Source organism: Microvirga pudoricolor (genome assembly GCF_016892705.1).
GTDB classification, from domain to species: domain Bacteria; phylum Pseudomonadota; class Alphaproteobacteria; order Rhizobiales; family Beijerinckiaceae; genus Microvirga; species Microvirga pudoricolor.
This window is the reverse complement of record NZ_JAFEMB010000003.1, coordinates 450,536-476,433: the sequence shown is the minus strand read 5'-3', so window position 1 is coordinate 476,433 and position 25,898 is coordinate 450,536. Positions and strand designations below refer to the sequence as shown.

General features: G+C 58.2%; 28 protein-coding genes and 1 pseudogene. 10 read left to right on the top strand and 19 right to left on the bottom strand.

Features of this window, described 5'->3' with window-relative positions; genetic code table 11:
- The 5 genes from ILT42_RS13930 to ILT42_RS13910 all read right to left on the bottom strand — a co-directional run.
- The coding region (locus ILT42_RS13930; RefSeq protein WP_204216214.1) for an aldehyde dehydrogenase family protein at nucleotides 1-419 on the bottom strand (419 nt) is incomplete at its 3' end.
- Between the two features lie 37 nt (nucleotides 420-456).
- Complete coding sequence (gene gabT / locus ILT42_RS13925) at nucleotides 457-1,734, bottom strand: 4-aminobutyrate--2-oxoglutarate transaminase (RefSeq protein WP_204216213.1); 1,278 nt, start codon at nucleotides 1,732-1,734, stop codon at nucleotides 457-459.
- 88 nt (nucleotides 1,735-1,822) lie between these two features.
- Entirely contained in the window at nucleotides 1,823-3,202 is a 1,380-nt protein-coding gene (locus ILT42_RS13920; protein ID WP_204216212.1) for an MFS transporter, read from the bottom strand.
- Between the two features lie 12 nt (nucleotides 3,203-3,214).
- On the bottom strand, nucleotides 3,215-3,370 hold the full coding sequence (locus ILT42_RS13915; RefSeq protein WP_204216211.1) for a hypothetical protein: 156 nt from the start codon (nucleotides 3,368-3,370) through the stop codon (nucleotides 3,215-3,217).
- A gap of 41 nt (nucleotides 3,371-3,411) precedes the next feature.
- Nucleotides 3,412-4,161, bottom strand: a complete 750-nt coding sequence (locus ILT42_RS13910) for a GntR family transcriptional regulator (RefSeq protein ID WP_204216210.1) — start codon at nucleotides 4,159-4,161, stop codon at nucleotides 3,412-3,414.
- A 281-nt stretch (nucleotides 4,162-4,442) separates the two neighbouring features.
- On the opposite strand from ILT42_RS13910, the gene ILT42_RS13905 reads away from it, so the two are divergent.
- The 4 genes from ILT42_RS13905 (at nucleotide 4,443) to ILT42_RS13890 (ending at nucleotide 7,919) form a co-directional block, all read left to right on the top strand.
- Nucleotides 4,443-5,231, top strand: a complete 789-nt coding sequence (locus tag ILT42_RS13905) for a MetQ/NlpA family ABC transporter substrate-binding protein (RefSeq protein WP_204216209.1) — start codon at nucleotides 4,443-4,445, stop codon at nucleotides 5,229-5,231.
- Between the two features lie 65 nt (nucleotides 5,232-5,296).
- Entirely contained in the window at nucleotides 5,297-5,833 is a 537-nt protein-coding gene (locus tag ILT42_RS13900) for a carboxymuconolactone decarboxylase family protein (RefSeq protein WP_204216208.1), read from the top strand.
- A gap of 49 nt (nucleotides 5,834-5,882) precedes the next feature.
- Entirely contained in the window at nucleotides 5,883-6,593 is a 711-nt protein-coding gene (locus ILT42_RS13895) for an aspartate/glutamate racemase family protein (RefSeq protein ID WP_204216207.1), read from the top strand.
- A gap of 213 nt (nucleotides 6,594-6,806) precedes the next feature.
- Nucleotides 6,807-7,919 (top strand): NAD(P)/FAD-dependent oxidoreductase, encoded by a 1,113-nt coding sequence (locus ILT42_RS13890; RefSeq protein ID WP_204216206.1) that lies wholly within the window; start codon nucleotides 6,807-6,809, stop codon nucleotides 7,917-7,919.
- A gap of 96 nt (nucleotides 7,920-8,015) precedes the next feature.
- On the opposite strand, the pseudogene ILT42_RS22880 reads toward ILT42_RS13890, so the two are convergent.
- Nucleotides 8,016-8,330, bottom strand: a pseudogene (locus ILT42_RS22880) (HU family DNA-binding protein).
- Between the two features lie 731 nt (nucleotides 8,331-9,061).
- Here ILT42_RS22880 and ILT42_RS13875 point away from each other — a divergent pair.
- Nucleotides 9,062-10,672 carry an ABC transporter substrate-binding protein gene (locus tag ILT42_RS13875; RefSeq protein WP_204216203.1) on the top strand — a complete coding sequence of 537 codons (1,611 nt, stop codon included), beginning with the start codon at nucleotides 9,062-9,064 and terminating at the stop codon, nucleotides 10,670-10,672.
- Nucleotides 10,673-10,750: 78 nt separating this feature from the next.
- Here ILT42_RS13875 and ILT42_RS13870 read toward each other — a convergent pair whose 3' ends face one another.
- From ILT42_RS13870 to ILT42_RS13845, 6 genes are read right to left on the bottom strand one after another with little or no spacing between them, the layout of a single operon-like run.
- Nucleotides 10,751-11,095, bottom strand: a complete 345-nt coding sequence (locus ILT42_RS13870; RefSeq protein ID WP_204216202.1) for a RidA family protein — start codon at nucleotides 11,093-11,095, stop codon at nucleotides 10,751-10,753.
- A gap of 1 nt (nucleotide 11,096) precedes the next feature.
- Nucleotides 11,097-11,552: a gamma-glutamylcyclotransferase gene (locus ILT42_RS13865; RefSeq protein ID WP_204216201.1), complete on the bottom strand. Its 456-nt coding sequence runs from the start codon at nucleotides 11,550-11,552 to the stop codon at nucleotides 11,097-11,099.
- A gap of 23 nt (nucleotides 11,553-11,575) precedes the next feature.
- Nucleotides 11,576-12,628 carry an ABC transporter ATP-binding protein gene (locus tag ILT42_RS13860; RefSeq protein WP_204216200.1) on the bottom strand — a complete coding sequence of 351 codons (1,053 nt, stop codon included), beginning with the start codon at nucleotides 12,626-12,628 and terminating at the stop codon, nucleotides 11,576-11,578.
- Nucleotide 12,629: 1 nt separating this feature from the next.
- A complete protein-coding gene (locus tag ILT42_RS13855; protein ID WP_204216199.1) occupies nucleotides 12,630-13,493 on the bottom strand; it encodes an ABC transporter permease in 864 nt (287 codons plus the stop codon).
- A 7-nt stretch (nucleotides 13,494-13,500) separates the two neighbouring features.
- On the bottom strand, nucleotides 13,501-14,472 hold the full coding sequence (locus ILT42_RS13850; protein WP_204216198.1) for an ABC transporter permease: 972 nt from the start codon (nucleotides 14,470-14,472) through the stop codon (nucleotides 13,501-13,503).
- Nucleotides 14,472-15,284 carry an ATP-binding cassette domain-containing protein gene (locus ILT42_RS13845; protein WP_204216197.1) on the bottom strand — a complete coding sequence of 271 codons (813 nt, stop codon included), beginning with the start codon at nucleotides 15,282-15,284 and terminating at the stop codon, nucleotides 14,472-14,474. Before ILT42_RS13845 ends, ILT42_RS13850 begins: the two co-directional genes overlap by 1 nt.
- A gap of 211 nt (nucleotides 15,285-15,495) precedes the next feature.
- On the opposite strand from ILT42_RS13845, the gene ILT42_RS13840 reads away from it, so the two are divergent.
- Both ILT42_RS13840 and ILT42_RS13835 read left to right on the top strand, forming a co-directional pair.
- Entirely contained in the window at nucleotides 15,496-16,389 is an 894-nt protein-coding gene (locus ILT42_RS13840; RefSeq protein WP_204216196.1) for a LysR substrate-binding domain-containing protein, read from the top strand.
- A gap of 485 nt (nucleotides 16,390-16,874) precedes the next feature.
- Entirely contained in the window at nucleotides 16,875-17,234 is a 360-nt protein-coding gene (locus ILT42_RS13835) for a hypothetical protein (protein ID WP_204216195.1), read from the top strand.
- A gap of 74 nt (nucleotides 17,235-17,308) precedes the next feature.
- Here the strand turns inward: ILT42_RS13835 and ILT42_RS13830 are convergent, their stop codons facing one another.
- A complete protein-coding gene (locus ILT42_RS13830) occupies nucleotides 17,309-17,818 on the bottom strand; it encodes a hypothetical protein (RefSeq protein ID WP_204216194.1) in 510 nt (169 codons plus the stop codon).
- Between the two features lie 273 nt (nucleotides 17,819-18,091).
- Nucleotides 18,092-18,622, bottom strand: coding sequence for a hypothetical protein (locus tag ILT42_RS13825; RefSeq protein WP_204216193.1), 531 nt, complete (start codon nucleotides 18,620-18,622; stop codon nucleotides 18,092-18,094).
- 1,594 nt (nucleotides 18,623-20,216) lie between these two features.
- Here ILT42_RS13825 and ILT42_RS13820 point away from each other — a divergent pair.
- Nucleotides 20,217-20,450, top strand: a complete 234-nt coding sequence (locus ILT42_RS13820; protein ID WP_204216192.1) for a hypothetical protein — start codon at nucleotides 20,217-20,219, stop codon at nucleotides 20,448-20,450.
- A 1,128-nt stretch (nucleotides 20,451-21,578) separates the two neighbouring features.
- On the top strand, nucleotides 21,579-22,310 hold the full coding sequence (locus ILT42_RS13815; RefSeq protein WP_204216191.1) for a Crp/Fnr family transcriptional regulator: 732 nt from the start codon (nucleotides 21,579-21,581) through the stop codon (nucleotides 22,308-22,310).
- Here the strand turns inward: ILT42_RS13815 and ILT42_RS23285 are convergent.
- From ILT42_RS23285 to ILT42_RS13795, 5 genes are all read right to left on the bottom strand, one after another.
- On the bottom strand, nucleotides 22,307-22,570 hold the full coding sequence (locus tag ILT42_RS23285; RefSeq protein ID WP_407664573.1) for a DUF6894 family protein: 264 nt from the start codon (nucleotides 22,568-22,570) through the stop codon (nucleotides 22,307-22,309). The genes ILT42_RS13815 and ILT42_RS23285 overlap by 4 nt on opposite strands.
- A gap of 174 nt (nucleotides 22,571-22,744) precedes the next feature.
- Nucleotides 22,745-23,176 carry a DUF6894 family protein gene (locus tag ILT42_RS13810; RefSeq protein ID WP_204216190.1) on the bottom strand — a complete coding sequence of 144 codons (432 nt, stop codon included), beginning with the start codon at nucleotides 23,174-23,176 and terminating at the stop codon, nucleotides 22,745-22,747.
- Nucleotides 23,177-23,333: 157 nt separating this feature from the next.
- Complete coding sequence (locus ILT42_RS13805) at nucleotides 23,334-23,759, bottom strand: DUF6894 family protein (protein ID WP_204216189.1); 426 nt, start codon at nucleotides 23,757-23,759, stop codon at nucleotides 23,334-23,336.
- Nucleotides 23,760-24,505: 746 nt separating this feature from the next.
- Complete coding sequence (locus ILT42_RS13800) at nucleotides 24,506-24,664, bottom strand: hypothetical protein (protein ID WP_204216188.1); 159 nt, start codon at nucleotides 24,662-24,664, stop codon at nucleotides 24,506-24,508.
- Nucleotides 24,665-24,730: 66 nt separating this feature from the next.
- Nucleotides 24,731-24,916, bottom strand: a complete 186-nt coding sequence (locus tag ILT42_RS13795; RefSeq protein WP_204216187.1) for a hypothetical protein — start codon at nucleotides 24,914-24,916, stop codon at nucleotides 24,731-24,733.
- A 245-nt stretch (nucleotides 24,917-25,161) separates the two neighbouring features.
- On the opposite strand from ILT42_RS13795, the gene ILT42_RS13790 reads away from it, so the two are divergent.
- Nucleotides 25,162-25,515 (top strand): hypothetical protein, encoded by a 354-nt coding sequence (locus tag ILT42_RS13790; protein WP_204216186.1) that lies wholly within the window; start codon nucleotides 25,162-25,164, stop codon nucleotides 25,513-25,515.
- Nucleotides 25,516-25,898: the final 383 nt, after the last annotated feature.

The window sequence follows — 25,898 nt, the reverse complement described above, 5'->3', positions numbered from 1 at the left end:
CCGTCGATGCGCTTGGCTTCTTCCGCGAACCACTCGATGTAGGAGGCATTGGACAAGACCTCGCCCTTGGCCTCAGGCAACGGCTTGCCCTGCTCGGTGGTGAGGATCAGCGCCAGGTCGTCGGCATTCTCGACGATGAGGTCGTACCACCGGCGCAGCACCTGCGCGCGCTCCTTGGCGGTGCGCCGGGCCCAGTCCGACTGGACCGCGTGGGCCTTGTCGATGGCGCGGCGCACGGCGTCGGGGCCGAGATCGGGCACCTCGGCGATGAGAGCGCCGTCGAAGGGATCGGTGACCGCGATGAGCTTGCCGCCCGACGCCCCCACCCACTCGCCCGCCACATAAGCCTTGTCGGTGAAAAGCGACGGGTCCTTCAGGTCAAGAACCCGGCGTTCCTGAGACTTCAACTGCGCTGTCATGGCAGGCCTCCAAGCATGTGTAAGACGGCGGGCGCCGTCAGGCGGCGAGCGCCTGCTCCAGCATCTCAAGGCCCTCGTCTACGATCGCATCCGAGGCGGTGAGCGGCACCAGGATCCGGATCGTGTTGGCATTCGTGCCGCAGGAGAGCAGGATCAAGCCGTTCTCGTAAGCCCGCTGTGTCACCCTTCGGGTGGCCGCCGCATCCGGCTCGTCGCCACCCCGGTCCTTGACAATGTCGAAGGCCACCATGGCGCCGGGACCGCGAATCCCCCGAATCGGCAGCAAGTCGTTGCGAGTCTGCAAGGCTTCCAGCCTCGCCTTCAGTCTTTGGCCGATGATGTGTGACCGCTCCAGGAGCCGCTCCTCCTCGAAGACATCGAGCACCGCCAGGGCCGCCGCGCAGGCGAGCGGATTGCCAGCATAGGTACCACCGAGCCCGCCAGGGTCAGCTGCGTCCATAATGGGGGCGCGACCGATGACTCCCGAAAGCGGAAAGCCTCCCGCCATGCTCTTGGCCACGCAGATCAGATCCGGTTCGACATCGTAATGCTCCATGGCAAACATCGTGCCGGTGCGACCGAAGCCGGTTTGCACCTCGTCGGCGACGAGCACGATGCCGTGCTCGTCGCAGATGTGGCGCAGAGCTCGCATCAGCTCCGGCGGCGCCTGGTGGAAGCCCCCCTCGCCCTGAACCGGCTCGATGATGATGGCAGCAACCCGGCTGGGGTCGACATCGGCCTTGAAGATGAAGCCGAGATATTTGAGGGCGTCCTCGACGGTGACGTCACCTTTGGACATTGGGAACGGAACGTGCCAGACGTCCGGCAACGCCGGTCCTAGCCCCTTCTTGTAGGGTACGACCTTGCCGGTCATGGCCGAGGCCAGGATCGTGCGACCATGGAAACTGCCCGTAAAGGCGATGACGCCGGAGCGGCCCGTGGCGGCACGGGAGATCTTGACGGCATTCTCTGTCGCCTCGGCGCCGGTGGTGAAGAAAGCAGACTTCACCGCCCCCGATAGGGGGGCCAGTGCATTGAGCCTCTCGGCTAAGGTGATGTAAGGCTCGTACATCAACACCTGAAAGCACGTGTGTGTGAAGCGCTCCATCTGATCCTTGACGGCCGCGAGGATCCTGGGATGGCAGTGACCCGTGTTGAGGACAGCGATACCTCCCGCGAAGTCGACGTATCGGCGTCCTTCCACGTCCCATATCTCGGCGTTGAGAGCCCGTTCGGCGGAGATTGGCGTTGTATGGCCGATGCCGCGAACGACGGCAGCGTTTCGGCGGGACAGAAGGGCGGCGTTTGTAGTCATTGACAGATCCATTTCGAAGAGCGGTGGACTCAGTTGTGAGCGCATGGCGGCGGCCAGCGGAACGGCTGCCTGAGGACTATCCAGGTCGTCATCGCTCTCGACCCGGTGGAGCTGGTCGTAGTCTCATGGCACTGACGCTGCAGGCCATGAGAGCGAATATCATCGCAAGGTAAAGGGCTTGACCGGCCGCAAGAGAATGAGACAACCCGAAAACCATAGAGACGAGGGCTGCACCAACCGTCTGTCCGATGAGGCGAGCAGCCGACTGGATGGCACTGGCTGCGCCGCTCCGCTCCAAGGGAGCGCCGATCACGATCGCTTTGCTGTTGGGGACCTGAAACAGGGCAAAACCTACCCCGCACAAGGCCATCTGCCACATGACAGATGTAACGGAAGGATCGGCCGACAGAGCGATACAGGACACCCCGACTGTCAAGAGTGCGAGACCGACGGTGCCTAGAACGCCTGCCGAAAGGTGATCCGACAGTCGGCCTGAGAACGGCGAAACGATCGCAATGGCCATCGGCCATGGTGTCATGGCGAGACCCGTTTCAAGAGCCGAAAATCCAGTCTGTACGTGGAGAAAAAACGGCAGGGCCGTAAACATCAGGCCTTGGACAATATAGGAGAGAACGGCAGTCGCGGCTGCCAAGCGGACGGCGACGCGCCTCAAAAGATCTAGCGGAATAATGGGATGGGCTTGCCGGGTCTGATGGTAGAACAACCAGGCAAGTCCGAGGCCTCCGCAAAGCGCCATGAGGATCGTCGCCCAGGCAGGACGCTCCCGCCCCAGGCCGTCGATGGCCAGCATGAGCAAGGTGAACGCGAGAGCGCTGATTAGGGCGCCTGACATGTCGAAGGCATGGCTGCGCTTGGGTGTTTTCGGCAGGACAGCAAAGCCGATGGAGATTGCTACGATCCCAAGAGGAATGTTGAGCAGGAAAAGCCACGGCCACGAAGCGGCTGAAAGCACCAAAGACGATACACTGGGCCCCGCTGTGGCCGACAGGGCCACAATCAGTGTGTTGTAACCAATTCCCCGGCCGAGGGAGGCTCTGGGATAGATAAAGCGAACCAGAGCAAGATTGACGCTCATGATTCCGGAAGCCCCCAGCCCTTGACACACTCGCGCCGCGATGAGGAAAGGAAGACCGGGTGAGATCGCACAAGCCAAGGAGGCCAGCGTAAATACGAGAAGCCCACCGCAGTAGATCTCGCGGTATCCAATCCGATCCCCTAACGAAGAGAGAGGAAACAGGGAGATGGTGACGGCCAGTTGATAGGCGCCGACCGTCCATACCGCGAGAGCAGGATCCTCGGAGAAGTCCGCCGCGATAGCCGGGAGGGCGAGGTTGACGAGGGATGCATCGATGACCGCCATCACGACGGCGATGGCGATGGCCAAAAGGGCCCAATAGCGACGCGGTGTCGGCAGCCCATCAGGAGGCACCAAATGAGCCGCCGACATCTTCTACCGTCCTTAGGACACAGTGAAGGTGGTCGGGTCGACCGGATGCTTGGCCAGGGGATGAACGACGATGTCATGCATCCAGGGGTTGGCCGGAAGGGCTGTAATCATTTCATGATAGGTGCCCCAGTGGGTCGCCAATGTCGGCTTTTCGGGTGATGGTAACATCGTCAAACCTTGCCCAGGAGGCCAAGCCCCCTGCCCTTTCGTCAGGAGAGCGTGCCGGACCGTGTCTGGTGATCCTGTGCGACGCTCGCCGCCTCCAACGTTGCGATTGCTCGCCAGGCACCAGAGAGATGCTCGATCAGAAGGCGCGAGAGTAGCGGTCCATCACGTTGATCGAGAGCGGCTAGTATCGCTTCGTGCTGACTGCTGACAAAGGTCCATTCCTTTTGCTGCATAATCGCGAGATAGCGAACCCGGTAAAGCCGGAGATTGAGCTGCCCATGCACCTCGATGAGCGAAGCATTCCGTGAGGCTTTGATGATGTTGAGATGAAAGGCTTGGTTTGCCCGGAAATACCGGAGCCGGTCATTCCGTTCAAAAGCCGCCAGCATCTCGTGTTGCCAGTCATGGATTGCGGTGATGTCAGCCGGCAGAGCCCGCTCACAGGCCATTTGGGCGCCTAACCCCTCAAGTGAGGAATAGACCCGGAGCAGATCCCGCATCTCCTCAATGCTGAGATCTGTCACGACCGCCCCCCGATTAGGGGCAAGATCAACCAGCCGCTCGACCGCAAGGATTTTGAGGGCATCGCGGAGCGGCGTGCGGGACACCTTAAGCTCTGCCGAGAGTGGCACCTCACGGATGCGCTCGCCTGGCTTCAAGATATCATGGATGATCATATCCCGCAGGTGGCTGGCGATCTGTTGGGGTAATGGTTGGGCGGCAACAGGTGTCAAGCCAGCCAAAGGCGCTCCTAAAGGTACAAGCCGCAATTGTCCCTCAGCTTCAGCCATCACAAGTCGCTTCGCTCCATCAATCATGGGTGTTTATTTAGCCCAGTGGCAGTGGCCGCCCAAGATCGAGCTTGGCACAAAAGGAGGGTGGTGACGTAACCTTGCACGCGCCAAACGTTCGTCATAAAGTACGTTTTGTTTGGTGAAGAGAATATTATTCTCCAAATCGGCCGGTATTTAGAATTGACCCAGATACCCTGCCCTGTTTTGATTATTGTATGCAATCGACAATAAGCGAAGCATCGTTCGGTTGAATGTTTCGCTGTTCAGGAGAATGGCCCATGAAGATCCGTCTCGTTCAAGGCGTTGCTACAGCATTCTTGATCGCCTTAGGTGGCGCTTCCTATGCGGCCGACGGAGCGCTTCGCGTCGGAGCGTCCCCCGGTCCCTACGCCGACTTCCTGAAAGAGGCGGCCAAGAAAGCCAACGCTGAGGGCCTCAAGGTCGAGGTCACGGAATTCACAGAGCCGACCCAGATCAACGAAGCCACCCAAGCAGGCGATATCGACGTCAATAACTTCCAGCATGTGCCCTACATGCAGAAGCAGAACGAGTCGCGGGGCTATAAGATCGTTGCCATCAAACCTGCTTTCGTAGCCCCAGGTGGGATCTACTCCGCCCAGTATAAATCCCTTGCTGAGATCCCCAATGGTGCGAAGATCGGTATTCCGAACGATCCCGCCAACGAGTCTCGTGCTCTTGCACTCCTTCACAAAGCAGGCCTGATCAAGCTCAAGGATGGCTCCTCGATCAATGCCAGCGTTCGAGACATTGCCGAGAACCCAAAAAAGTTCGATATCATTCTGCTTGATGAGATCATGCTTCCTCGCTCCCTAAGCGATCTTGGAGCAGCCTTCGTCACCCTCAATAAGGGCGTCCTCGCCGGCCTTGATCCCAAGACGGCCATCATGCTGGAGGATAAAACCTCGCCCTGGGCCATCGTTTGGGCCGCCCGTAACGACAAGGTTGAGGACCCTCGCGTCAAGCGCTTCATTGCGGTGTTTGAGTCTGAGCCGATCAAGAGCTACATCATTCAGCGCTTCAACGGTACCGTCATTCCGGCTTGGTAAGCACTCTTCCGGCCAGGCGACAGATAAGCGGGCGGTAAGTAACGTTTGAGGCAGACGAGGTTAGCATGAGCAGGATTAGCGCTGTCCAGCAAGGTCACGGGACGTCCGAACAGGATGCCGCATATGACGACGAGATCGCTCGGGTCGGTCAAGTCACGAATATGAAGAAGGCAATCCTGCACTCCCTGCCTGCTTACCGGACGTACAAAGGCTTCTATGAATTGCAGAAGGCGGCGAAGGATCTCGTCGGGCTCCGGGCCTTCAACGTTTTTGCCTACGCCATCTCGACAGGATCGGACTGCGTCCTGTGCGCGACGTTTTTCCGTCGGCTGCTGAACGAAGCAGGGGTGGAGCCGAAGGACTTTGCGCCAACTGAGGTTGAGACAGTCCTGCTCAAGATTGGGCAATCCATTGGTGAGAGACGCGGAAAGCTCACCGACGATGTCTGGCAGGAACTCCGCCAGCATTTTGATGAAGCAGGAGTGGTCACACTCATCGGATTTGCAGGAACGATGGTTGCCACCAACATCTTCAACACGATCCTCGAGGTTGATCTGGATGATTACCTGGAGCCGTTCGTCGTTGAGCTCGAACCTGCCTAGGGCGACCGGCCGACCCGATTGAAGCGATAGCGAGCTATGATCGAATCCTATGCGTAAAAAGACATTCTATGGTGTGACCATCGGCATTCTGATGGTCAACACGAGTTTCCAACGCTACCTTGGGGACATCGGCAACGCCGAGACCTGGGACTTTCCGGTTCAGTACAAGATTGTCCAGGACGCTGTTCCAGCAGGGATGACAGATCTTCATAATGTAAGCCTGCTCGAGCCCTTCAAGCGGGCAGCGCAGGAGCTCATCGACGCTGGGGTTGATGGGATCACAACGACCTGCGGCTTCTTGTCGATCTACCAGAGGGAGCTTGCTGACTTCTGCTCAGTGCCTGTCGCAACGAGCAGCTTGCTTCAGCTCCCCATGGTCCAGCAGCTTATCCCCACTGGCAAGCGCGTCGGAGTCCTCACGTACAATGGCGAGGTCCTGAACGGGCAGTACTTTGACGCGGTCGGCATCCCGCAGGACACACCAGTTGCGGGAATGTCTCAGGACTCAGAGTTCGTGCGCTGGATCAAGCATGGTGACACTAGCGTCTCTTACGAGACACTGAGGGCTGAAGTTCTGGCCGTCGCCAAACGCTTCGTGTCGGACCATCCCGAGATCGGAGCACTTGTGTCTGAGTGTACGAACTTGGCTCCATTCACAGCGGACATCGCTGATGAGGTTGGGCTTCCAGTCTACGATACGGTCTCGCTTGTGAATTGGTTCCACGCTGGCCTCAGACCCCGCCGTTACGCGAAGTTCTGAGACTCCGATCGAGGATCGTTTTGAGAAGGGAGCCCACAATGGATCAATGGCTACGTTCTCTCTTATATCGAATTCGCCAAGTGATGACACAGGCTCAGGCGGAAACAAAATTGAACCGAACGGACTTGCACAGCCGCAGGTCTGTTCGATAAGTGAATCGTTGGCTGTCTCAGACCTTAGTGCCACTCTCTAAGCATAAACGAGGAAGAGCTTGTGTCCCAGCGGTCGTTCATCGTTATTGGTGCAGGAGTGATTGGGGCTTCAGTCGCGTTCCGTCTTGCTCAAGGCGGAGCAAAGGTGACAGTCATTGAGGCTGGAGAGATTGGCTCAGGGACATCCTCAACCAGCTTTGCGTGGGTGAACGCTCATGACAAGTCCCCGCGAGCTTATCATGATCTCAACGTCGCCGGGAGAGCTGCCCATCGGGAAATTGCAAAGGAACTCAAGGGAGACTGGTACCACGAGACTGGGTGCCTTGAGTGGCGTGACGCGGCTGATCGCGATGCTCATGTCCAGAACGTCGAACGCCTCCAAGACTGGGGCTACAACGCTTGTTGGATCACGAGAGATCAAGCTATCGATTATGAACCGGTCATTGACCGGGTAGGAATTGCCGATGCTCAGGTTACCTTCTTTCCCGATGAAGGATGGCTCGACACAGCCTCATATGTACGCGGTCTCTTGGCGGCAGCTTCGGCACTCGGTACACACGTGGTTACAAACACGCGAGTGACCGGTATTGAGTGGGATGGCCAACAGGTTCTAGGCATCGAGACCGACGACGCCTTGTCATACCGCGCAGATGTTGTCGTTAACTGTATGGGCCGATGGGCTGACGACTCGGTTTTGCCGAATGAACTCCAAGTTCCCATGAGTCCCAGCTATGGTCTACTCGTTTATGTTGATGCGCCGGGAATTGATCTCAACCATGTGCTATTCACCCCGCGCTGTCACATCCGGCCTGATCGATCAGGCGGGCTCCTGATCTGTAAGAATGACGCCATTCATATGTTAGGCCCTGACACGGTGGTTGATACTGCCATGCCTGAGGTCATCTCTTTGATCGAGGAAGCGAGCCGCATGTTCCCAAAGCTGGCATCTATGAGGGCCAGTGAGGTCAAACTCGGAATCAGAGCCATTCCGGCCGATGGATTACCAGCAATCGGGCCCCTCCCCAGCATCGCCGGATACTATGTTGCTATCATGCACAGTGGAGTGACGCTCGCCCCTGCGGTCGGGACGATGGTCGCAGCAGAATTGCTGGACGATACCAATCTAGACGCTCTCGCACCGTTTCGGCCCAGCCGGCTTGTATCAATGTCTTAGATAGCAGGTGACGATCTGGCAGCAGGGTGAGGGGCGGGAACGTTGAGGTAGAGCCCCTCCCCTGGGCACCCTGGACTGCTCTGGTCCGACCTCCCGTCAAATACTGTCTTTAAGTTCCTTAGCGGTTCGGAACGCGATCTTCTTGGAGGCTTTGATTTTGATCGCCTCGCCTGTGGCTGGATCGCGGCCCATGCGGGTGGCCCGCTTCTTCACCTACAGGATGCCCAGACCTGACAAGCGGATCTTGTCGCCCTTCCTCAACCGCTTGGTGATGACCTCGACAATCTGCGTAACCAGCTCATTGGCACGCCGCTTGGCCAACTCATGCTCAACCGCGATCTCCTGTGCAATATGGCGCAGCGACACCACGGCGCCAGTTAGTTTGGCCCTATTGCCTTGGCCGGGTTCAATGCTGTCTCAGCAGACGCTTTGATGGGTGGGCCAATCTGTAGGTGGTATAAACCCCGGTTTTTACGAGACACAAGTCCCGAATTCTCCCAAAAGTTGCAGAAACTGCATATGTTAGGATAATTGATTCAAAGACCCTCAGGTCAGGAGGAGAATGACACTGGTCACCGCCGCCCTGCTTTCAGTTGCTTCGTAGTGGGCCAGCCTGTTGGTGGCAATGGCACCTGTCAGAGTAACGCCACCAACCTGCTGGAGCCTGCTCGAGGTCACAGTGCTAAACATAGACGATGCAGCAATACCCCTTCCCCGATCCACTGCCTGCACACAGCCCCAGGGCCAGGCGACAGGCCACGCACCCTGCCCCGGCCAGGATTGCTGGCAGTCTGAACCTCCTGCGAGAACAGCTCGCGCAAGAACAGAAACTGCAGCACAAGGGAGCACGCAATTGTATCAGTATTACATTACGATGCAGCGTTTGATTAGTGCGTCCTAGAGTTATCGAAGGCCAACGACCTCAGATCGATCTGCTTACCGACGAAATGCCAGCTATCATTAACTCGCAGGCTAATGCCGCTGCCAGATCCTTGTCTGGTCCAGAAAAAGCCCGACGCCCAGGGTCTAAAATTCGAACCGGCGCATGCTGTTTTGGAATGAGGATAGCGTATCAAGTCATTATCGCTCCCGTCACTTCACGATTACAATCAGACATTGGGAAGCAATAATGGGAGCGGCTTATGAAGAAATGGATTTCCTTTTGTGCTGGCGTGACTGCGCTTGCCGGTCCGACGATCGCTGCCGCGGAAGGCAAGGCGGTACCACCGATTGATTTTCTGACTTGGCCAGCTGCTAAGTATCAGCACTACTACGAGACCAGCAACTATATAGCTGAAGCATGGCGCAAGCTCGGAATACCGGTTCAACTGAACGCGCAGCCCTTTCCAGCTCCTATGCTCGGTATGTGGTACACGGATCATAAATTTGACGTCGTCATGTCAGTGCTTTCGGGCTCGCCCGCCCGGTTGGATCCCGAATTCTTCACAGCGACCCAGTTCTGGTCGACCAACTCAGCGCCGGGCGGCATGAACGTCGGCTCATTCAGGTCGGAAAAATTCGATGCGATGAGTGCAGAGCAACGCAAGCTGTACGATCCGGAGAAGCGCCGGGTCCTCATCAACGAGATGCAAGCCTTCATCCAGGGCGAGCAGCCTGAGGGGCTCATTGCCTCAGTCCAGAACACAACTGCTATCAATACCGACAATGTTCAATTGGATGGTTACCAGAACTCGCCCGATGGCATACGTTCAGTGTGGAACCTGCTCCGCCTCAAGCCGAAGAAGGGTCAGGCTGCGGTCAAACTAGGCTGGACCATCGATCAGGCGAGTTGGAATCCATTGACGTTCAAGACGCTTGAGGAGCTCGACCGGCTCGGATTGGTCTATGATCGGATGGTGGTGACGGCTCCCAACGGCAAGCCCGAAATGTGGGCTGCCGAGAAGATCGACGTCGTCAACGACACGACCATCGACGTCAGTCTCAAGGCTGGGATGAAATTCTCGGATGGCAAACCGGTGACGGCAGCGGATGCCGCCTTCAGCTTCAACTATCTGAAGCAGAACGATGCCATCTACTTCAAGAGTGTGTTGGCCGATTTGAAGGAAGCCGTGGCGGACGGCGACAAGATCCGCTTTACGTTGAACAAGGCTAACGCCTCATTCATCTCGCAGGGCCTTGGCCAAATCCCCATCATGCCGAAGCATATCTGGGACACTGTGACCAAGGACAAGGGCGTGGCGAAGCCGCAGGACTACAAGAACATCGATCTCATCGGCAGCGGAGCTTATAAACTCAAATACTGGAAGGAAGGTCAGGAGATCTACCTCGAGCGCAACGCCAGCCACTTCATGAAGCCACCTGCCGATCTGCTCATGATCCAGTTCGGCTCGGCCGAGGTGCTAGCTGCCTCTCTGCGCAAGGGCGAAATCGACGTCTCGTTACAGCCGCTGGTTCCCACAGTCATCAGCGAGTTCGCCGACCAGAAAAATCTGCGCCTGATCAAGACCCAGTCGAATGGCCATATGTCGGCCCGCTACAACCTCAAGACGGAACTGTTTTCGCACAAGGCCGTCCGGCAGGCCCTTGCGCATGCCATTCCGTACAAGATGATCATCGAAGAGGTCCTTGGCGGCGACGCCACGCCGACGCCCTCGCCGATCGTTCCTGCCAACACCTTCTGGAGCAACACGAACTTGAAGGTACCGGAATACGATCTCGACAAAGCGAGGGGCATTCTCAAAGCCGCCGGCTTCACCTGGGATTCGAAAGGGATGCTGCGCTTTCCAGAATGATCCTTTGCGATGTAATCGAAAAGTCCGCCCCTGCTCTCGCGGGGGCGGACTTCTTTATACCGCGACAGATATCGCGCCTCAGATCACCGCGATGACGCTGATCTCGACCAGATAGGGTTTGGCGGAAACGCGTTTCTCGGCGCAAGCCCGAGCGGGAGGCGCGGACCGGTCGACCCATGCGTCCCAAACCGTGTTGACATCCTTCGCATGGGCGATGTCCGAAAGGGAGATGTCAGCGAAAACGATACGTTCCTTGCCGCTTCCAGCCTCCCTCAGCAGTTCGTCGATACGGTGAAGGACGTCCCTGGTTTGAGCAGCCACGTCCAGGGAGGGATCCTCGGATCCTTGGCCGGACAGAAATACGAAACCGTTCGCAACGACGGCCTGCGAGAGCCGATGGTTCGACCGGATGCGGTGAAGCATCTCAGGCACCCTTCTGTGCGTCGCCGATGATCTTCTCGAGCTTGGCCACATAGTCGCCGGGAAGGTCGAAATCCCTCGCTCCGCGAAAGATCGGATCCACGTAGGTGGTGGGTGGGCTGTAGGCGCCTGACGGCCCCGGGATGACATAGGTGGTGGATTCGTGCTCGGCACCCTCGGCATCGCGAAGGGTCACCGACTTACGTTCCCAGTGGCCCGCCGGCACCCCCGCCGCCTTGTCGAGGGTCGCCATGTCCTCGGCCGAGAGCTCATATTGGATGCCCCAGGTCTCGGAGCCCGCTACGGTGTCGAGCGTGCAACCGGCTTGCGCGGGATCCGAGCACCGCTTGAATGAAATCTGGTGATCATCGAGACGGGCCACGGCGACCGCCGTGGCGGTAGGAGCAATCCTGCGCATCACGTTGATGTCCATCAAGTTTCCATAAGCGAAGTAATGCATTTGAGCTCTCCTTGGTTGAGATTTCACGGGGCATTGGCGAGATCGCCGACCCGGTTCCAGGTTTCCACCTTGCCCGCGAGCGACGCGAGCGTTTCCATTTCGCCCGCCCTATGGCAGCGAGCCGCGCGATCAGGCGTGGAAGGCAATAGATCGGGCGTCACGACGCGGCAGACCGGCAGCGCGAAAGGGCACCGCGCCGCGAAACGGCAGCCGGGAGCAGGATCCACGAGATCTGGTGGACGACCCGGGATCGCGATCGGTTCGTAATCCACCCCAAGGCGTGGAAGCGCGTTGCGCAGCCCCAGGGTATAGGGATGCGACGGCGCGCGAACGACCTCGCGCGTCGGTCCCGTCTCGACGATCATGCCTCCATACATGACGACGATGCGGTCGCAATTCTCGATCACCACCGCGAGATCGTGCGTGACCAGGAGTATGGCGAAGTCAAGCTCGTCTCGCAACGCGCGGAGCCGGTTGAAAATCTGGTCCTGGACGATCACGTCCAGCGCCGTTGTCGGCTCATCGGCGAGCACGACGGACGGCTCTAGCGCCAACGCCATCGCAATCAGTACGCGCTGACGCATGCCCCCGGAAAACTGGTGTGGGTAGTCGTCGATCCGTTCGGGATCGACGCCGACGATCTCGAACAGATGGCAGATGCGGGCTCGCAATTCCGACTTGGGCATGCTCTTGTGCGTCAGGATTGCCTCGGCGATCTGGGCGCTGATGCGCCGAACGGGGTTGAGCGCGTTGAGGGCGCTTTGGGCGATCATGGAAATGCCCGCCCATCTGGCCTTCCGCCATGCTTCCTTGCTGCCGGCGACGAGGTCGGCACCCTTGAAGATGACCTGGCCGCCTTCTATCGCCGCATTGGACGGCATGACACCCATGATGGCTTTGAGCAGCGTGCTCTTGCCGCACCCGGACTCGCCCACGAGGCCCAAGCTTTCGCCAGGCGCTAGCGAGAGCGAGATGTTCGTCAGCGCGGCGGCTCTGCCATGAGCCGTCGCGTAGGACAGGTCGAGGCCCTTGATGTGCAGGACGGGCTCGGCGTTGATGTTGGATCGTTGGTGCATGTCAGACGCTCCGCAATCGCGGATTGATGACTTCCTCATAGGCGCGGCCGACGAAGTACACAGCCGATACGAGGATCATGATGGCGATTCCGGGCGGAACCACCCACCAAGGCGCGCGGTACATAGCCTGCGACGCATAAGCGTCATACAGGATCGAGCCCCAGCTTACGACCGTGGGATCGCCGAAACCAAGAAAACCGATGCTGGCTTCGGTGATGATCGCCCAGGCGAGCGAGAAAGCCGTGCTGACCAGTGCCACCGGCATGACGTTTGGCGCGATCTCGCGATAGAGGATGGCGAAATCGCTTGCACCCGTGATGCGAGCCGCCGAGACGAACTGCATCTCGCGCAGAGATAGAACCTGCGCCCGAATGACCCGCGCCGTCGAGCGCCACATGACGATGGTCATCGCGAAGATGATCGTCCACAGGCTGCGCCCGGTCATGGCGAGCACGACGATGATGAACGGAAGGAACGGGAGCCCCAGAAAGATGTCGGTGATGCGCATCAGGATAGCGTCCGTACGCCCTCCGAAATAGCCCGCGATCAGGCCTACGTTCAACCCGATGACGACGGTGCCCAGGGCCGTGATCCCGCCAACTAGGAGCGCCGGACGGGCGCCCCACATCATCTGGCTGAAGATGTCGCGCCCAAGCAAAGTCGTGCCCATCCAATGATCCCAGGACGGTCCGGCCAAGCGGAGAAGCTTGCCGGCTTGGTCATAGTTGCGCATCGTCGGATCGTAGGGCGCCAGCAGGGGCCCGAACACGGCGAGCAGCACGCAGCCGACGACGACGAGCAGGCTGACGCGGCCCGCCCGCGTTGCCCAGACCGTTTTGATGAAGGTGCTGCAGAGTCTGATCATGGCCGGCTCACCTGTAGACGATGCGCGGGTCGAGCATGCCGTAGAGCATGTCGGCCACGAAGGTGCCTGTGACGGTCAGTACCGCGATGAGCAGGAAGGCGCCCTGTACAAGCGGATAATCCGCCTGTGTGACGGCCTCGACCATGAGCAGGCCGAGCCCCGGCCAACTGAAAATGGTTTCGATCACTACCGAGCCGGCGACCGCCCAGCCGAGGATCATCGGCAAGGTCGTGGCAAGCGGCAGCAGCGAGGTGGGCATCGCATGACGGAAGAGAACCTGGCGCTCCGTCAGGCCTTTCATCCGCGCCAGTTCGATGAAATCCTCACCGACTGTGGACAGCATGGTTGAGCGCATCAGCAGCAACGGAAAGCACAGCTGATAGAGCGTATTGACCATGAAGGGTAGCGCCAGATGGTGGAGGAAGTCCCACGTCAGGTACATCCGCCACGTCTGCTCGGGAAACGAGCCCGGAGACACGATGTGCCCGGTCGGAAAGAGATCGAGCTTGATGGAGAAGAACAGGATCGCCAACATGCTAAGCCAAAAGAGCGGCGCGGATTGGAGGATGGTGGCGACAAGGATGACCCCCGCCTCGGTCCTGCTGCCCCGATGCCAGCCGATATAGGCGCCCAGAAAGGCGCCGATCGCATAAGCGGCCGTCATGGACGGCAGAATGAGAAGCAGCGTGTTGACCAATCGGCCCTGGATCAGATCCCAGACAGGCCCGGACGTGCGGAAGGAATATCCGAAATCGAAGCGCGCGAGATTGGCGAGGTAGACGAAATATTGCTCGACGAGCGGGCGGTCGAGACCGAAGCGGACCCGCATCGCCTCTTGGGCGGCCGGATCGAGCGCCGGGCTGATGACCATCGCGGTCGGGTCGCCGGGCAGGAGGCGGAACAGAAAGAATGTCAGGGTCATCATGGCAAAGAGCGTGATGACGACATGGGATAGGCGGGTGGCGAGATAACGTCCCATTATTGACCGCCCCTTGACAGGACGGGAGGCCGCTCGCGGGCGTGGTCCGGGTCGGCCGACGGGATCGAGGCGATGAGAGCCCGTGTGTACCCGTGCTGCGGCGTGGCAAGAACCTGTTTCACCGGCCCCGTCTCGACGATCGTACCCCTGTACATGATGGCGATGCGGTCGCACACGACGCTGACGGTTGCCAGATCGTGCGTGATGTAGAGAAGCGATATGCCGTGGTCCCGCACCAGCCGCTTGAGCAGACGGATGATGTCCCATTTGATCGATACGTCGAGCATCGAGATGGGTTCGTCGGCGACCACGAAGGCAGGCTCTAGGACCATGGCGCGAGCGATGCAAACCCGTTGACGCTGACCCCCGGAAAGCTGATGCGGAAATTTATCGTGATAATTCCCGTCGGACGGCAGACCGACCTCGTCCAGGGCGGCGGCCACCCGTCGGGCGATCTCGGCCCGATTGCCTTCACCCTGATAGATCAGCGGACGCGCGACGATCTCGCTGATCGTATGCTGGGGATTAAGGGAACCGTAGGGATCCTGGAAGATCATCTGGATGCGGCGATGGAATGCCTTCCGGTCGCGCTTGCGCAGCGAGGTCGCATCCGTCCCGTCGATCATGATCGAACCGGATGTCGGCTCTTCGAGGCCGACCAGCAGCTTTCCGGTCGTCGACTTGCCCGAGCCCGATTCACCGACCAGGCCCAGAACCTCTCCGGCCCGAATGGCGAACGAGATGTTGTCGACCGCCTTGACTGACCGATGGCGCGGTCCACTGACCAAAGCCCGAAGCCCGGTCGCTAGCATGTACTCCTTCGAAAGGCCTTGCACCTCGATCATCAGGCAGGGCCGGCACAGGAGCCAAGGGCCTGTCGGTCGACAGGTCTGTCATTCTGCTTCGTCACATGTGCCTCAGGGAAAACCGGTTGGACCTCCCCAAAATGTCCCCTTTCAAGCCGCCTGTAAAATGACTTATGCTGAGCCGCCTATTCTGAAATGGAATGAGCTGGAGACCATCGTGCGACGTACCCTGCCGCCGACACGCGATCTGGCCTGCCTTGAGGCTGTCGTGAGAAACCGGTCCGTCACTAAGGCCGCGGAGGAGCTCAACCTCACGCAGAGCGCGGTGAGCCGGCGCATTTCCTGCCTCGAGGACCAACTGGGCGAGCGTCTCTTTCGTCGAGACAAGCAGAGGCTAGTCCCAACTTTGGCGGCAGAGGACTATGCGAATGAGTTGCGGAAGCTTCTCAATGGGATCGAAGTGGCGACAACCCGTGTCTTGACCCATGGCCGTGAGGGTGGAGCGTTGACACTCGCATGCCTGCCAACTTTTGGGTCACGGTGGCTGGTACCACGATTGAATGGGTTTCTGACGAAGTTTCCCCATATTGATATCAATTTAGTTTCCGCGATCCGACCTTTTGATTTCGGGGACGAGGTAGCGCACGCCGCAATCCACTTTGGAACTCCGCGCTGGGCGGGCGCCACGCTTCGCTACCTCATGGCTGAGCAAGTGATACCCGTTGCCGCGCCCTCGCTGCTCTTAAATGGTACTTTGAAATCGGCCGATGAGCTTCGGAATATGACCTTGATACAGCACGGGACTCGCTTGGATCTTTGGCGGGACTGGCTTCACTTTGCAGGAGCCAGCGGCGTGCACGGGGGCGCTGGGCCCAAATTCGAATATTATTCTCTTGTCATTGAGGCCGCTGTAGCCGGTCTAGGCGTTGCTCTTTTGCCAGACTTTCTAGTGCAGCGTGAAATCGAAGCTGGGCTTCTAACCGTCGCTTTTGATAAACCGATGCCCTGTGAGGAGGCATATTACTTTGTACATCCAAAAAAAAATCAGCAGAACCCAAACGTGCTGTGTTTCGGCGATTGGATCGCGGAGGAGTGCGCACGAGTTGGTTGAAGGTCCACCCGGACGCAGACTGACTTAGATCATCAAATTGCGAGGGTAAAAGGATGCCTCCCGTTCGAAAATTGAGCCAACCTAGGCCAACAACATGTAGATCTAAAGAACTCTGAATTGTAACGGAATAATAATTCGCATAATTTATCTTATGGAACCTAAACGCTCGTATTCGGTCTGAACGTCCGATCCGAACGCTAGAGCAGACATTTGCCTAGGGTCGCTGCTGTGCCACGACGACACCTCCGCGTTGCAAGCGCCTGCCCGTGGTTGGCCCTGGCAGTAGAGGCGTCCCCAGGTGCCAAAGGAAACCTCGGCGACAGGCAAGCACGTGAGGATGATTTAGATGTGATCGCCCCCGAGGGCACCCAGCCCCGTCAGGACAAGAACCCTGATGACTGTCCGGAATTGCCAAGCCGGTGCACCAAACGGACAAGCAAAAGCCTACAATGTAGTCACAGTAGAGGCAGCCAGGAGTGTGATCCATGAGGCCGCTGAAGGAACCGCTCCTGCACTTCGTTGTGCTGGGCGGACTGTTGTTTGCGGCCTATTCCGCCTTCGGGACTGCTCGGCAGGAGATCCAGCCGCTGCCCGTCATCCGCATGACCGCCGCCGATGCCGAGTGGCTCAAGGGAATGTGGACGCGCCAGTGGGGCCGCCCGCCGACCGATGAGGAACTCTCAGGTCTCGTCGCGGATCATCTGAAGGAGGAGATGCCCGCCCGCGAGGCGCGGGTGCTGGAACTCGACGTTGACGACACCATCGTCCGCCGCCGGCTGGCGCAGAAGATGGCCTTCCTTCTGGACGACATACTCCGCACCAGTGAACCACCCTTTTCTCGATAGAATGGGCGTGAACGCGTGACCCGCATCCCGCCTGGCGTTAGTCAATGGGTGGGTGTGAGGAGCGTTGTGACGTTTCAGAACCTGTCGAGTTCAGCCTTCTCTTCAGCCGCTGCCTCCGGTGATTTGCGGACCTCTCCTTCCGCGGCTGTACTGAGCTTTTGGTAAACGCCAAGGCCAACCACCATCGCAACTCCGCTCAACAACAGGAGAGTGGGGTAAAGCATCATGGAGATATCCGGACCCTTGCTGGTCTGAAACACCGCCACGAGTGCCTCAAGGAAAATGGCGATGCTAATGGTTGAGACGAACTTGGTAATGGATCGTCGGGCTTGGCCGGCATTGCGCATCTGGGTGGGGTCGATGACCTCTTCTTCCAAGATGTATTTAGCAACCTCAAAGATTGCGACAGCGATGACCATGTAGCCAACGCAGTCCAGGAGGGCTTGGCCAATATCTCTGTCAGGCGCGCTAAAGGCGTCAGCCTGCTGTAGTCCAGCATAGATGATGAGCCCGAGAGCAACTGCCATCAGAACTAGGCTGACGGCGCCAAAGATTGCTCTCGTGAGAAACTGGTACGCCTGCATCCGGTGCTCCTAAGGCCCAGACGCTGACAGCGTTGATCCGAGCACGATAGCCTTCTACCATTCAAATGGACCAGTTGGCGACGAGCCAACCTCGATCCAGGCGGCCGAGCTGTTTAAATCGCAGAGACTTCTCACTGAGGTAATACCGGGCAAGGGCCGCCATCTCCTGCGAGGTTGGCCTCTTCTCCATGTGTTCAGGTTCTTCCGGGAATGCCTGTGCTGATACGAGGAGGCTCAGTCGCTCTGCGTAGCGCCGCAGCAAGTTTATAGCGCTCACGCCCCGCCTTTTCCCTTGCTCCTGCCTATTGAGGTACAGCATCGAGATGTGCAGGTACCAACCAATGACTTCGGGATGTCGAACCCTGTCTTCCTGACAACCGTCGGCTTGAACTCGTATTCGTCCAGATCGAACAGCTCCAGGAGTGTGTCCTGAAGGTGCTGGGACCGCATGTCATAGGGCTCCATGAGATGGACGCGGCGGTTGACCAGACTCTCGATATTGAACAGGTGCGCCCTTAGCCACCTCACGGTCCTCTCTTGGTCCTCCACGGCCTCGTTGATGACCTTGATGGTGCCCTTGATTTCATGGACGAGCCCTTCGGATGGCCAGTCGTTGTCGATCTCGGCAATGTGCACTTCGAAGTCAGCCAGCAGGTTAACTTCGTCCTCCTCGTCCATTGCCGCCTCTGCCCCCGATAAAATATCGAAGGAAACCATTCCGGCAGCGAGTTTAGGACAAACGGATTCCTTGGGGTTAGGGGAATGGACCCCGTGGAAGCGGATTCTTAAATAGAAATCCGACACGTTCGCTCCAGGTCTGACATGTTTAATGCGCCCTCCCAGCCACAGCTCGGTGTCCAGCTCTGGGCCCTGAGCCTATCCTGTCCCCTTCCGGTGAATGACTTCCGGCTAATCAGGAGCCTGTTGGGGTTTCGCCTTTGGGAATGAGTGACCTTCCTGGGAATAGTGAAGACTTGGGACTTCCATCTCAGACGCTTGAAGATTTGCCTGCGACACCGTCGCTGCCAATAGCCATCTGAACATTAGCGGCTTTGCAATCCTGGCGGTGGCTCGCAGTCACAGTTGGCCCGGCAAGTATTTAGCACTTTATAATCGTGCTCAGGCTCCCCATATGCACTAGACCAGTGGCTCCTTAGTCGACCACTGACCTTTGGGCGCAATCCTGCACCTCGAAGGGCCCTAGGCTCTGAGGTGCACCATGATCGACACATCGAAGCCCAACCAACCCTACCAAGCTGTCATCACGGATCCATCGACCGGACTTGCGACAGTAGAAACTCTCGTCTGGGACAGTGAGATGCAAGCGCGTGAGTGGGCCTGCAGTCTTGCACAAACGAGGCGGGTTCAGCTCTGGCACAACGAGAAGATGATCGGATCGTGCACCCCACCTCTGGAGCTGGAGGGTCGATCCCGCCCCTGACCCCCATGTTCGGAGCGCCGCCCTGTGGGCAGCGAAACCTGAGATAGGGTTCGCCTGTTTTAGAGCCACTGATCCTACTCAGGCTAGAAACGTGCTGGGAGGTGTCGACATGTCGATTGATCGAGCCTTGTTCACCGAGGCTTTAGGCGAACTTATCCAGCTAAAGACCCGGGTGCCGGACCAAACCCGGCTTGTTGCTCGACACTACTCATCAGCTCTTGACGAGTGGGCAAATCGCTTGGGCGTCGAAGCCAGGAAGCTCGACAAACTGGTACTTGTCAAACAAGCGATGCTTTTTCGGTGCTTTCACTGAGGCCAGAGTAAAACAAATGCTCCGCCTGAACAAAGCAAAATTGGGACTCGCCTTATGATGAGCGTAGAGATCCCTAGGCCTAAGTCGAGAGGGTGTACGTGCTCTGGCTGAGATCGCCAAGCGCAAAGCAGCCTCCGTTTTAATATGGAACGGGTGAGGATTTAGATTGGGATGGTGATGCGCTTGAACGTTTTACCGAGCGCATTGTCGGCACTCCAAATGGACAGCCGGCATGATCCAGAGCGCCTGCAAATGGATCAGCCGCAAGGGGGCTGTGCTCAATCGGCCCGACCCCACCCACCGGGCCATCCGCAATCATCAACTCGCTGTCGCCCGCCTCGATGCCGCGATGACAGCCTGCACCGAGCTGCAGAGCCATGTCCTGGCATCGGGCCTTAAGACAGAGGAATGCAGCCTCTCTGTCCTAGACAGCTGGCACTATAGGATGGAATGGGAAGCATATTACTCCTTCCGAAGCGTTCTCTCGACAGTTCCCACCACGACAACTGGAGTGCATGAATTACATAAGTACGTACGCAAGCAATTGCGGAGGCACGAACGTACGGCAGGCCGCAGCAGTTCCAGCCTCGCCTCCCTCCGCACGTGGGAATCCCTCGCCCGCTTCCTAGGCCGGCAGGAGTGACATGGCTCCTTTCAAACAAATGACGCCGGACCAGTATCTCAAGTGGCGGTTCTATGCCGAGAGCCTGATCCAGCAGGCTATCGATATCATCGATCAACTCGACAGGGATGTGGACCTTGAGGATTGGTGGGACCTGGAACCCTCCCTCGCCTCCCCTGTCGGTGGCGACAGCCAGAACATCTGGTGCGCCGGCTCGGATGACGACCGGGAGCAGACCCTCGTGCCGGCGGCCTGATCCGTGGAATGGCTATTCTCGATCCTGCTGACACCGCAGGACGCGCCTAGCTCGGGGCCCATGCTGGCACGGCTCATGGCCTTCCTTTTTGAACGCAAGTCTCTCCTGGCTAATGCCATCCTGTCTGTAGCTGTCGTAGGCCTATACTACGGCGTGACGGTCGTACGGGAAAGGCTGTTCTTTCTCCTTGTCGGGTCAGGCCTGCTAGGTGCCTTCTACGTAGCCTATAGAGTGCCTCGCCGGGTCCCTAGGCGGGGCTGGATTGATGCCTTGGCGCTGCTCGGCTTCTTCGGTGTCTTAATCCCGGCAGGCTTAGTTGACGGTCGGCTGGCTTGGCAGCCCTGCGTATTTCGCTAGGGCTTAATGCAGTAAGGTCGGCAAGCCGAGTTGCGCCTTGTATGATATCGACCGGAATACGCCGTTGCGAACGCACTCCCGGCGTAAGTCAGCATTATCGATCAGATACTGCAGGACACGTATGATAATCCTGTGAGACAGGTCATTGTTTTCGATATCACGATCCGATAGCGCGCTCTGTTCTAGGAAGACGGCAAGGCGGACATCGTCCGAACGAATGAATGTAAGAGTGGCTTCGGCCATATCTCTTGCTGACACGGTACGAGTTATATGGCGGTAGCGAGTTTGCTCTGTCATTGGAGTTCCGGACGCGATCCATCGGATTAAAAGCTTAGGCTCCTGCAGGAATAGGACAGCAAAAACCTAGGCGTAGGACTTGGATGCAATCAGTCCTGCATATTCTGATTAAAACGCGAAACTCCTGGGCGCACTAACCTAGGTAAAGCTGGGCTATACCAGAAGGAATCGGCAGAAACGGCTGAGGCAAGCTTCACACTTCCCATCCATTTGAGCAGTAATAAAGATTTGGCCGGGGCCGTAATTTTGTTACACTTTAGCCAAACGGGGCTCTTTAGCTTGATCTTCTGCGCCGCCGCTCACACCGAAAACTGCCGCGAGATGGCTATGTGGCTCAACGCCAGGGTTGACAGAGAAGAATAAGTTCCTCGGACAACTTCCGCACTTAACCAAATAAGTGCGACGATGCTTGATCGTGTCCTTGGAATTACCTTACCTTTATGACCTAACAGCTTTTGAGGACATCGTCCAAGAATGAACCCCCTGCTTGATAAGCTCGAAGCCTTCGAGCCTCTGCCCGAAGCTGATAAGCGCCTCCTAGATAGTCTTGTCAGGTCTCCGCAGGTGATTGGGCCCCGGCTAGATCTTATCCACGAAGGTGACGCCCCCACCGTCGTGCAATTGATCCTTGTAGGCTTTGCCTGTCGCTACAAGATCCTTCCGGATGGTACCCGCCAGATCATGGCATACCTCGTGCCCGGCGACTTCTGCGACCTTCACGTCTTCATTCTGAAAGAGATGGACCACTCCATCGCCACGCTGTCACAGTGTCAGGTGGTTCAAATCCATCGGCCTCAGATCCTTGAGCTGATGGAGCGGCCGGCCATCGCCCGAGCGATGTGGTGGGCCGCTCTGGTCGATGAGGCCACGCTGCGGGAGTGGCTGGTCAATATCGGGGCACGCCCGGCCGAGCAGCGGATTGCCCACCTCCTGTGCGAACTGCTGCTGCGACTTGAAACGGTGGGGCTGACCCAAGGTGGCCAATATGAATTGCCTATCACCCAGCACGAGATCGGCGATACAATGGGCCTTTCCAGTGTTCACGTGAACCGGGTGCTCCAGCGTCTGCGGGCAGACGGCCTGATTACCTTCAAGGGATCGAACTTGGTCATTCTGGACATCCCAAGGCTTAAGACCTTCAGTGGTTTTAATCCTAATTACCTTCATCTGCCCAAGCGCAATGGCACAACTCCGCACAGCGTCTAAGGCTTACCGTTCTCGGGCGAGGCTGGAAGATCCGAGCGTTCCTCTGCTGAAAACCGAAGGACAAACAGGATCCTTCCCTGCTCGTCTGTCACTTCGAGCTTCCACTCCATGCCGTTCCAGAACCTAGCTCCCATCTCACGTAGGATCTCGCCGCTGAAGCGAATGGCCGGAGCCTGAGCGGTGTAGATGTCGAGAAGCTCCGTGCCCGAACTATCGCGGGGAGAAGAGCCGTCAGTCACGTGGAAAAAGTATCGAGGCATAGAGCACTCCAGCAACGAGGCGGGAGCACGGTCGTGTCTCTCAAGCGTCTGCGCCCGAATAAGTCGGCAGACGATATCCCTGTATAGCCCAATCCCGATCCTGTAGCACGCGATAAAGCTCTAAGTGCGCACCCAGTCCTATCATGGCGACGCAAGCTGAGGCGCGCATCGGACTTAAGGACGGACTTCTGGTGCATGAGATACACCCTGATCCTGTCTCTCGTGCTCCTCAGTTTGTGCCAGTGCGTCGCAATGCTCGGCGCGTCGCAGAAGCTGGGCCCGATCAATCTGATTGGAGGTCCAATCAGCCACCAGGCGGGTGCTGCGGGCGCGGTCGCGATAGATCGATGTTGGCAGGGTCACGGGTTCCAAAGCCACCTGGTGAACCGTCAACGTCACTGTGACCGTGAGCATTCGCTGATAATGCTCGTTCTTGACCTCGACCGTGACCCCCCGTGTACTGCCCTCAGGCAGAAGATCCTGTTCGAAGTCAGCTGCGCAACGGGCAGCCTCTCGCTCGGCCTCGCCCAGGGAGGCTAACTCGGAGCCTTCGGTGTCCGGGGCAAACCATATGCCATTGCGGACATCGAAATAAAACCAAGTCAACAGCTTTCCTCCCATAGTCTATAGCAACATAGAAGCAAAGCGGCCGTTCTATAGACGGCTATCAAAGTTAGCTATGGCAAAAACGGTGGACGCAAGGGACTTGGGTTCCCTGGAGTTTCGGAAAGGGGCTTCTGCGAAAAAGGCGGTCTTATCAGCGTTACGCTCCGTTCTCGGGCTCTGGATCGTCAATGAGCACTAGACGCTCCGCCGCCTCCGCCTGGGCCTCGAAATGCTCGGCTCTTTGCAGAAGCTGGGTGCGATCAGCCTGACCGGAAACCCATGCGGCGACCTGCCTGATACTCCGCGCTTGGTCCCTGTAGATGGCGGCTTTACTCACCGCGGGCTCTGGGACAACCCGGTGGATTTCCATGGAAACCGTGACGGTCAGTAGTCGCTGATGCCGCTCGTTCTTCATCTCAACCGTAATCTGGCGGGCGTCGCCCTTGGGCAGCATGTCCCGCCCAATGTCCGCTGCGACGGTCGCAGCCTTGTGCTCGGCCGCATCCAAGCTTTCAAACTCACTCCCCTCGGTATCAGGAGCGAACCGCCTGCCCTCGCGAACGTCAAAGTAGAACCGGGGCATCAAACCAACCTCGCTGACAGCAGCTGCTTCTGGACGGGAGTGCCCACAAGTTATTGTAACAACAATTCATTTCTAGTCGAAGCATGCCTAGCAAACGCAGAGCAAGGTGGTAGGTTTTAGGTAGTTGCACTAAGTTGCCTACCACGAGCGCTGAAACGACAGTTGTACGGGTCAGGTCGCCCGCAACCCAGACCAAACGCCCTCGCTAGCGCTTGGTACAGCCTAAGCTGATCATCTCCGCCTGAGGCCCTACTTGTTCAAGATCCCCCTGACGTGCGCTCTCCCATAGAGTTAGGGCTAAGCTCGAATAACCGAGGTCATCGAAACCTTGCACCAACTCTTTCAACCGATCCGTATTGCGAGCCACGGCTAGAGCCCGAATCAGGAGCGCTGCGCATCGCTTGCAGACCAAGCCTCGGGCCATACTGACCTCCAAAGATCAACAATCGCCCGGCGGCTGAGTTGTTGGCGCAGAGTTAGAGGAAGCCTCAATTCGGACGTCATGTCTGAGGGGAATGATGATCCCGTCTCTCCCCTTACTTGGTGCAAGTGGCATCGGCACCCCGGCTGCGGCTGCGGCTGCGGCTGCGGCTGACGGCGCGAGAGCTGTTAGGGCTACAAACCACGTCCGAACTCATGAGAAGAGTCGAGGACGGGCGCGATCACCCTCATGAGCCGGCCTTAGCGACGTCGAGCCTTGGTGCTAGACCGGCAGGTCAGGGATGCGTGTCGGATATGGTGGGATGTCAGGACGCCTTCTTGGCCGGCTTGTCGAGTTTTTGGGGCCTGCCGCCTTGCTTGCGTAACCGGTCGCCGGACGAAGGAGCGCCTCCCTCGTTGTCCCACTGTGAGATGCCGTTGTTGGGCTTGCCTTTAGGCAGGCTTGGGCGAGTTTTCGTGGTCATTGGATCGCATCCTTCTCAAGGAAAACTCTTGGCCGAACCCTGTCGTCTGGTGGTGGACTAGCGTGGCTACAATGGCGCTCGTGTTGCCTCGAAACCTTGTTCAGAAAGGGCTGCCAATATTGCTCTTGCGAGATTCACCCGCTCCTCGGGCGGTATGACGTCTCCGGGGCCGCCGGACTCATTTCGCGCCTGCTGGAGGGCAAATTGGATGGCGTTGACGATGATAGTGTGCCCCATATCCTGGTGCTTCATATCAACCTCCGAGACTGCCCTAAGGCTAACACCACCAGTCCCGCCCTGTTCCGGAAAGCCCACCTCCAGACCAGGAGCTCTGAGGTCTCTTGCAAAATCAGGGATAATTTCGTCATCCGGCCCGCCGTTCAACGAACGGGAGTCTCGTCTCCACAGCGGACACCGTGCACTCTTATTGAGGTGGTATCTCCTAGGCCCACATGGACTTTCCAGCACACAGCCCCACCTCCTCAGAGGGAGGCTTGATGATTGAGATTGCAATCATGGCGGGGCTGTTGCTCCTCGCCACCTCGGCAACGGCAAAAGAAGACCCGCCAGTGACTTGGCGCGATCCGGATACACGGTGCGTGTATCTCAAGGTGAGAGACGCCCTGAGCCTGCGCTACAGCCGCGACGGTACGCCGGATTGTGCGAGCGTTCAGCAGGGCAGCAATGACGCATCCATCACCCGCGGTGACCTGCAGGACCTCACGCAGCAGATTACGCGCTCGACTGAGGACTTGCGCCGAGATATTGGCGCAGTCCGGCGGGAAATGGAACATAACCGCAACGAGCTGGGAAACATCCGCCGCGAAGCGAGACAGCCCCGAGCGCAATAGTACGGTCCGTGGCTCCTAGAGTTGGTCTGAGACGAGACAGAGCGATCTGGCACAAGGTCGCGGACTGCGTGGGCGAGGCAACTGTCACTGACGTGTTTCGCCTCCTGCGCTTTTCGCCCAGCGACGCGAGACGCTGATGAGCAGCCCTTCTTCCAGGCGGCTAGGCTCTCACATTTCAGTCGAGCGGTTTGATGGTGTCGTCTCCATACCCCCGCCTTCCATGGAGTTGCGGTCTTGGTTGCAAGGTGGGAGCTGGGGCAGGCGTCAACGCACCCCAAACCTTGCGCATGATCGATGTCGCCAAATTGAGGATGTTCTGTACCATGTGTTGCTCGCTTTCCTTCGTGCAGTCAACGGCTCGGGTTCGCCGCACTTCCACGGTA

Excerpts from the sequence above, each read along its gene's own strand:
- ILT42_RS13805 (WP_204216189.1), bottom strand. The coding sequence starts at position 23,759 with ATGCCCCGGTTCTACTTTGACGTTCGCGAGGGCAGGCGGTTCGCTCCT.
- ILT42_RS13900 (WP_204216208.1), top strand. The coding sequence starts at position 5,297 with ATGAGCAGGATTAGCGCTGTCCAGCAAGGTCACGGGACGTCCGAACAG.
- ILT42_RS13800 (WP_204216188.1), bottom strand. The coding sequence starts at position 24,664 with ATGACCACGAAAACTCGCCCAAGCCTGCCTAAAGGCAAGCCCAACAAC.
- ILT42_RS13905 (WP_204216209.1), top strand. The coding sequence starts at position 4,443 with ATGAAGATCCGTCTCGTTCAAGGCGTTGCTACAGCATTCTTGATCGCC.
- ILT42_RS13795 (WP_204216187.1), bottom strand. The coding sequence starts at position 24,916 with ATGAAGCACCAGGATATGGGGCACACTATCATCGTCAACGCCATCCAA.
- ILT42_RS13850 (WP_204216198.1), bottom strand. The coding sequence starts at position 14,472 with ATGGGACGTTATCTCGCCACCCGCCTATCCCATGTCGTCATCACGCTC.
- ILT42_RS13855 (WP_204216199.1), bottom strand. The coding sequence starts at position 13,493 with ATGATCAGACTCTGCAGCACCTTCATCAAAACGGTCTGGGCAACGCGG.
- ILT42_RS13910 (WP_204216210.1), bottom strand. The coding sequence starts at position 4,161 with ATGGCTGAAGCTGAGGGACAATTGCGGCTTGTACCTTTAGGAGCGCCT.
- ILT42_RS13870 (WP_204216202.1), bottom strand. The coding sequence starts at position 11,095 with ATGCTTCACCGCATCCGGTCGAACCATCGGCTCTCGCAGGCCGTCGTT.
- ILT42_RS13895 (WP_204216207.1), top strand. The coding sequence starts at position 5,883 with ATGCGTAAAAAGACATTCTATGGTGTGACCATCGGCATTCTGATGGTC.
- ILT42_RS23285 (WP_407664573.1), bottom strand. The coding sequence starts at position 22,570 with ATGCCTCGATACTTTTTCCACGTGACTGACGGCTCTTCTCCCCGCGAT.
- ILT42_RS13865 (WP_204216201.1), bottom strand. The coding sequence starts at position 11,552 with ATGCATTACTTCGCTTATGGAAACTTGATGGACATCAACGTGATGCGC.
- gabT (WP_204216213.1), bottom strand. The coding sequence starts at position 1,734 with ATGACTACAAACGCCGCCCTTCTGTCCCGCCGAAACGCTGCCGTCGTT.
- ILT42_RS13860 (WP_204216200.1), bottom strand. The coding sequence starts at position 12,628 with ATGCACCAACGATCCAACATCAACGCCGAGCCCGTCCTGCACATCAAG.
- ILT42_RS13820 (WP_204216192.1), top strand. The coding sequence starts at position 20,217 with ATGGCTCCTTTCAAACAAATGACGCCGGACCAGTATCTCAAGTGGCGG.
- ILT42_RS13845 (WP_204216197.1), bottom strand. The coding sequence starts at position 15,284 with ATGCTAGCGACCGGGCTTCGGGCTTTGGTCAGTGGACCGCGCCATCGG.
- ILT42_RS13875 (WP_204216203.1), top strand. The coding sequence starts at position 9,062 with ATGAAGAAATGGATTTCCTTTTGTGCTGGCGTGACTGCGCTTGCCGGT.
- ILT42_RS13790 (WP_204216186.1), top strand. The coding sequence starts at position 25,162 with ATGATTGAGATTGCAATCATGGCGGGGCTGTTGCTCCTCGCCACCTCG.
- ILT42_RS13920 (WP_204216212.1), bottom strand. The coding sequence starts at position 3,202 with ATGTCGGCGGCTCATTTGGTGCCTCCTGATGGGCTGCCGACACCGCGT.
- ILT42_RS13915 (WP_204216211.1), bottom strand. The coding sequence starts at position 3,370 with ATGTTACCATCACCCGAAAAGCCGACATTGGCGACCCACTGGGGCACC.
- ILT42_RS13830 (WP_204216194.1), bottom strand. The coding sequence starts at position 17,818 with ATGCAGGCGTACCAGTTTCTCACGAGAGCAATCTTTGGCGCCGTCAGC.
- ILT42_RS13815 (WP_204216191.1), top strand. The coding sequence starts at position 21,579 with ATGAACCCCCTGCTTGATAAGCTCGAAGCCTTCGAGCCTCTGCCCGAA.
- ILT42_RS13835 (WP_204216195.1), top strand. The coding sequence starts at position 16,875 with ATGAGGCCGCTGAAGGAACCGCTCCTGCACTTCGTTGTGCTGGGCGGA.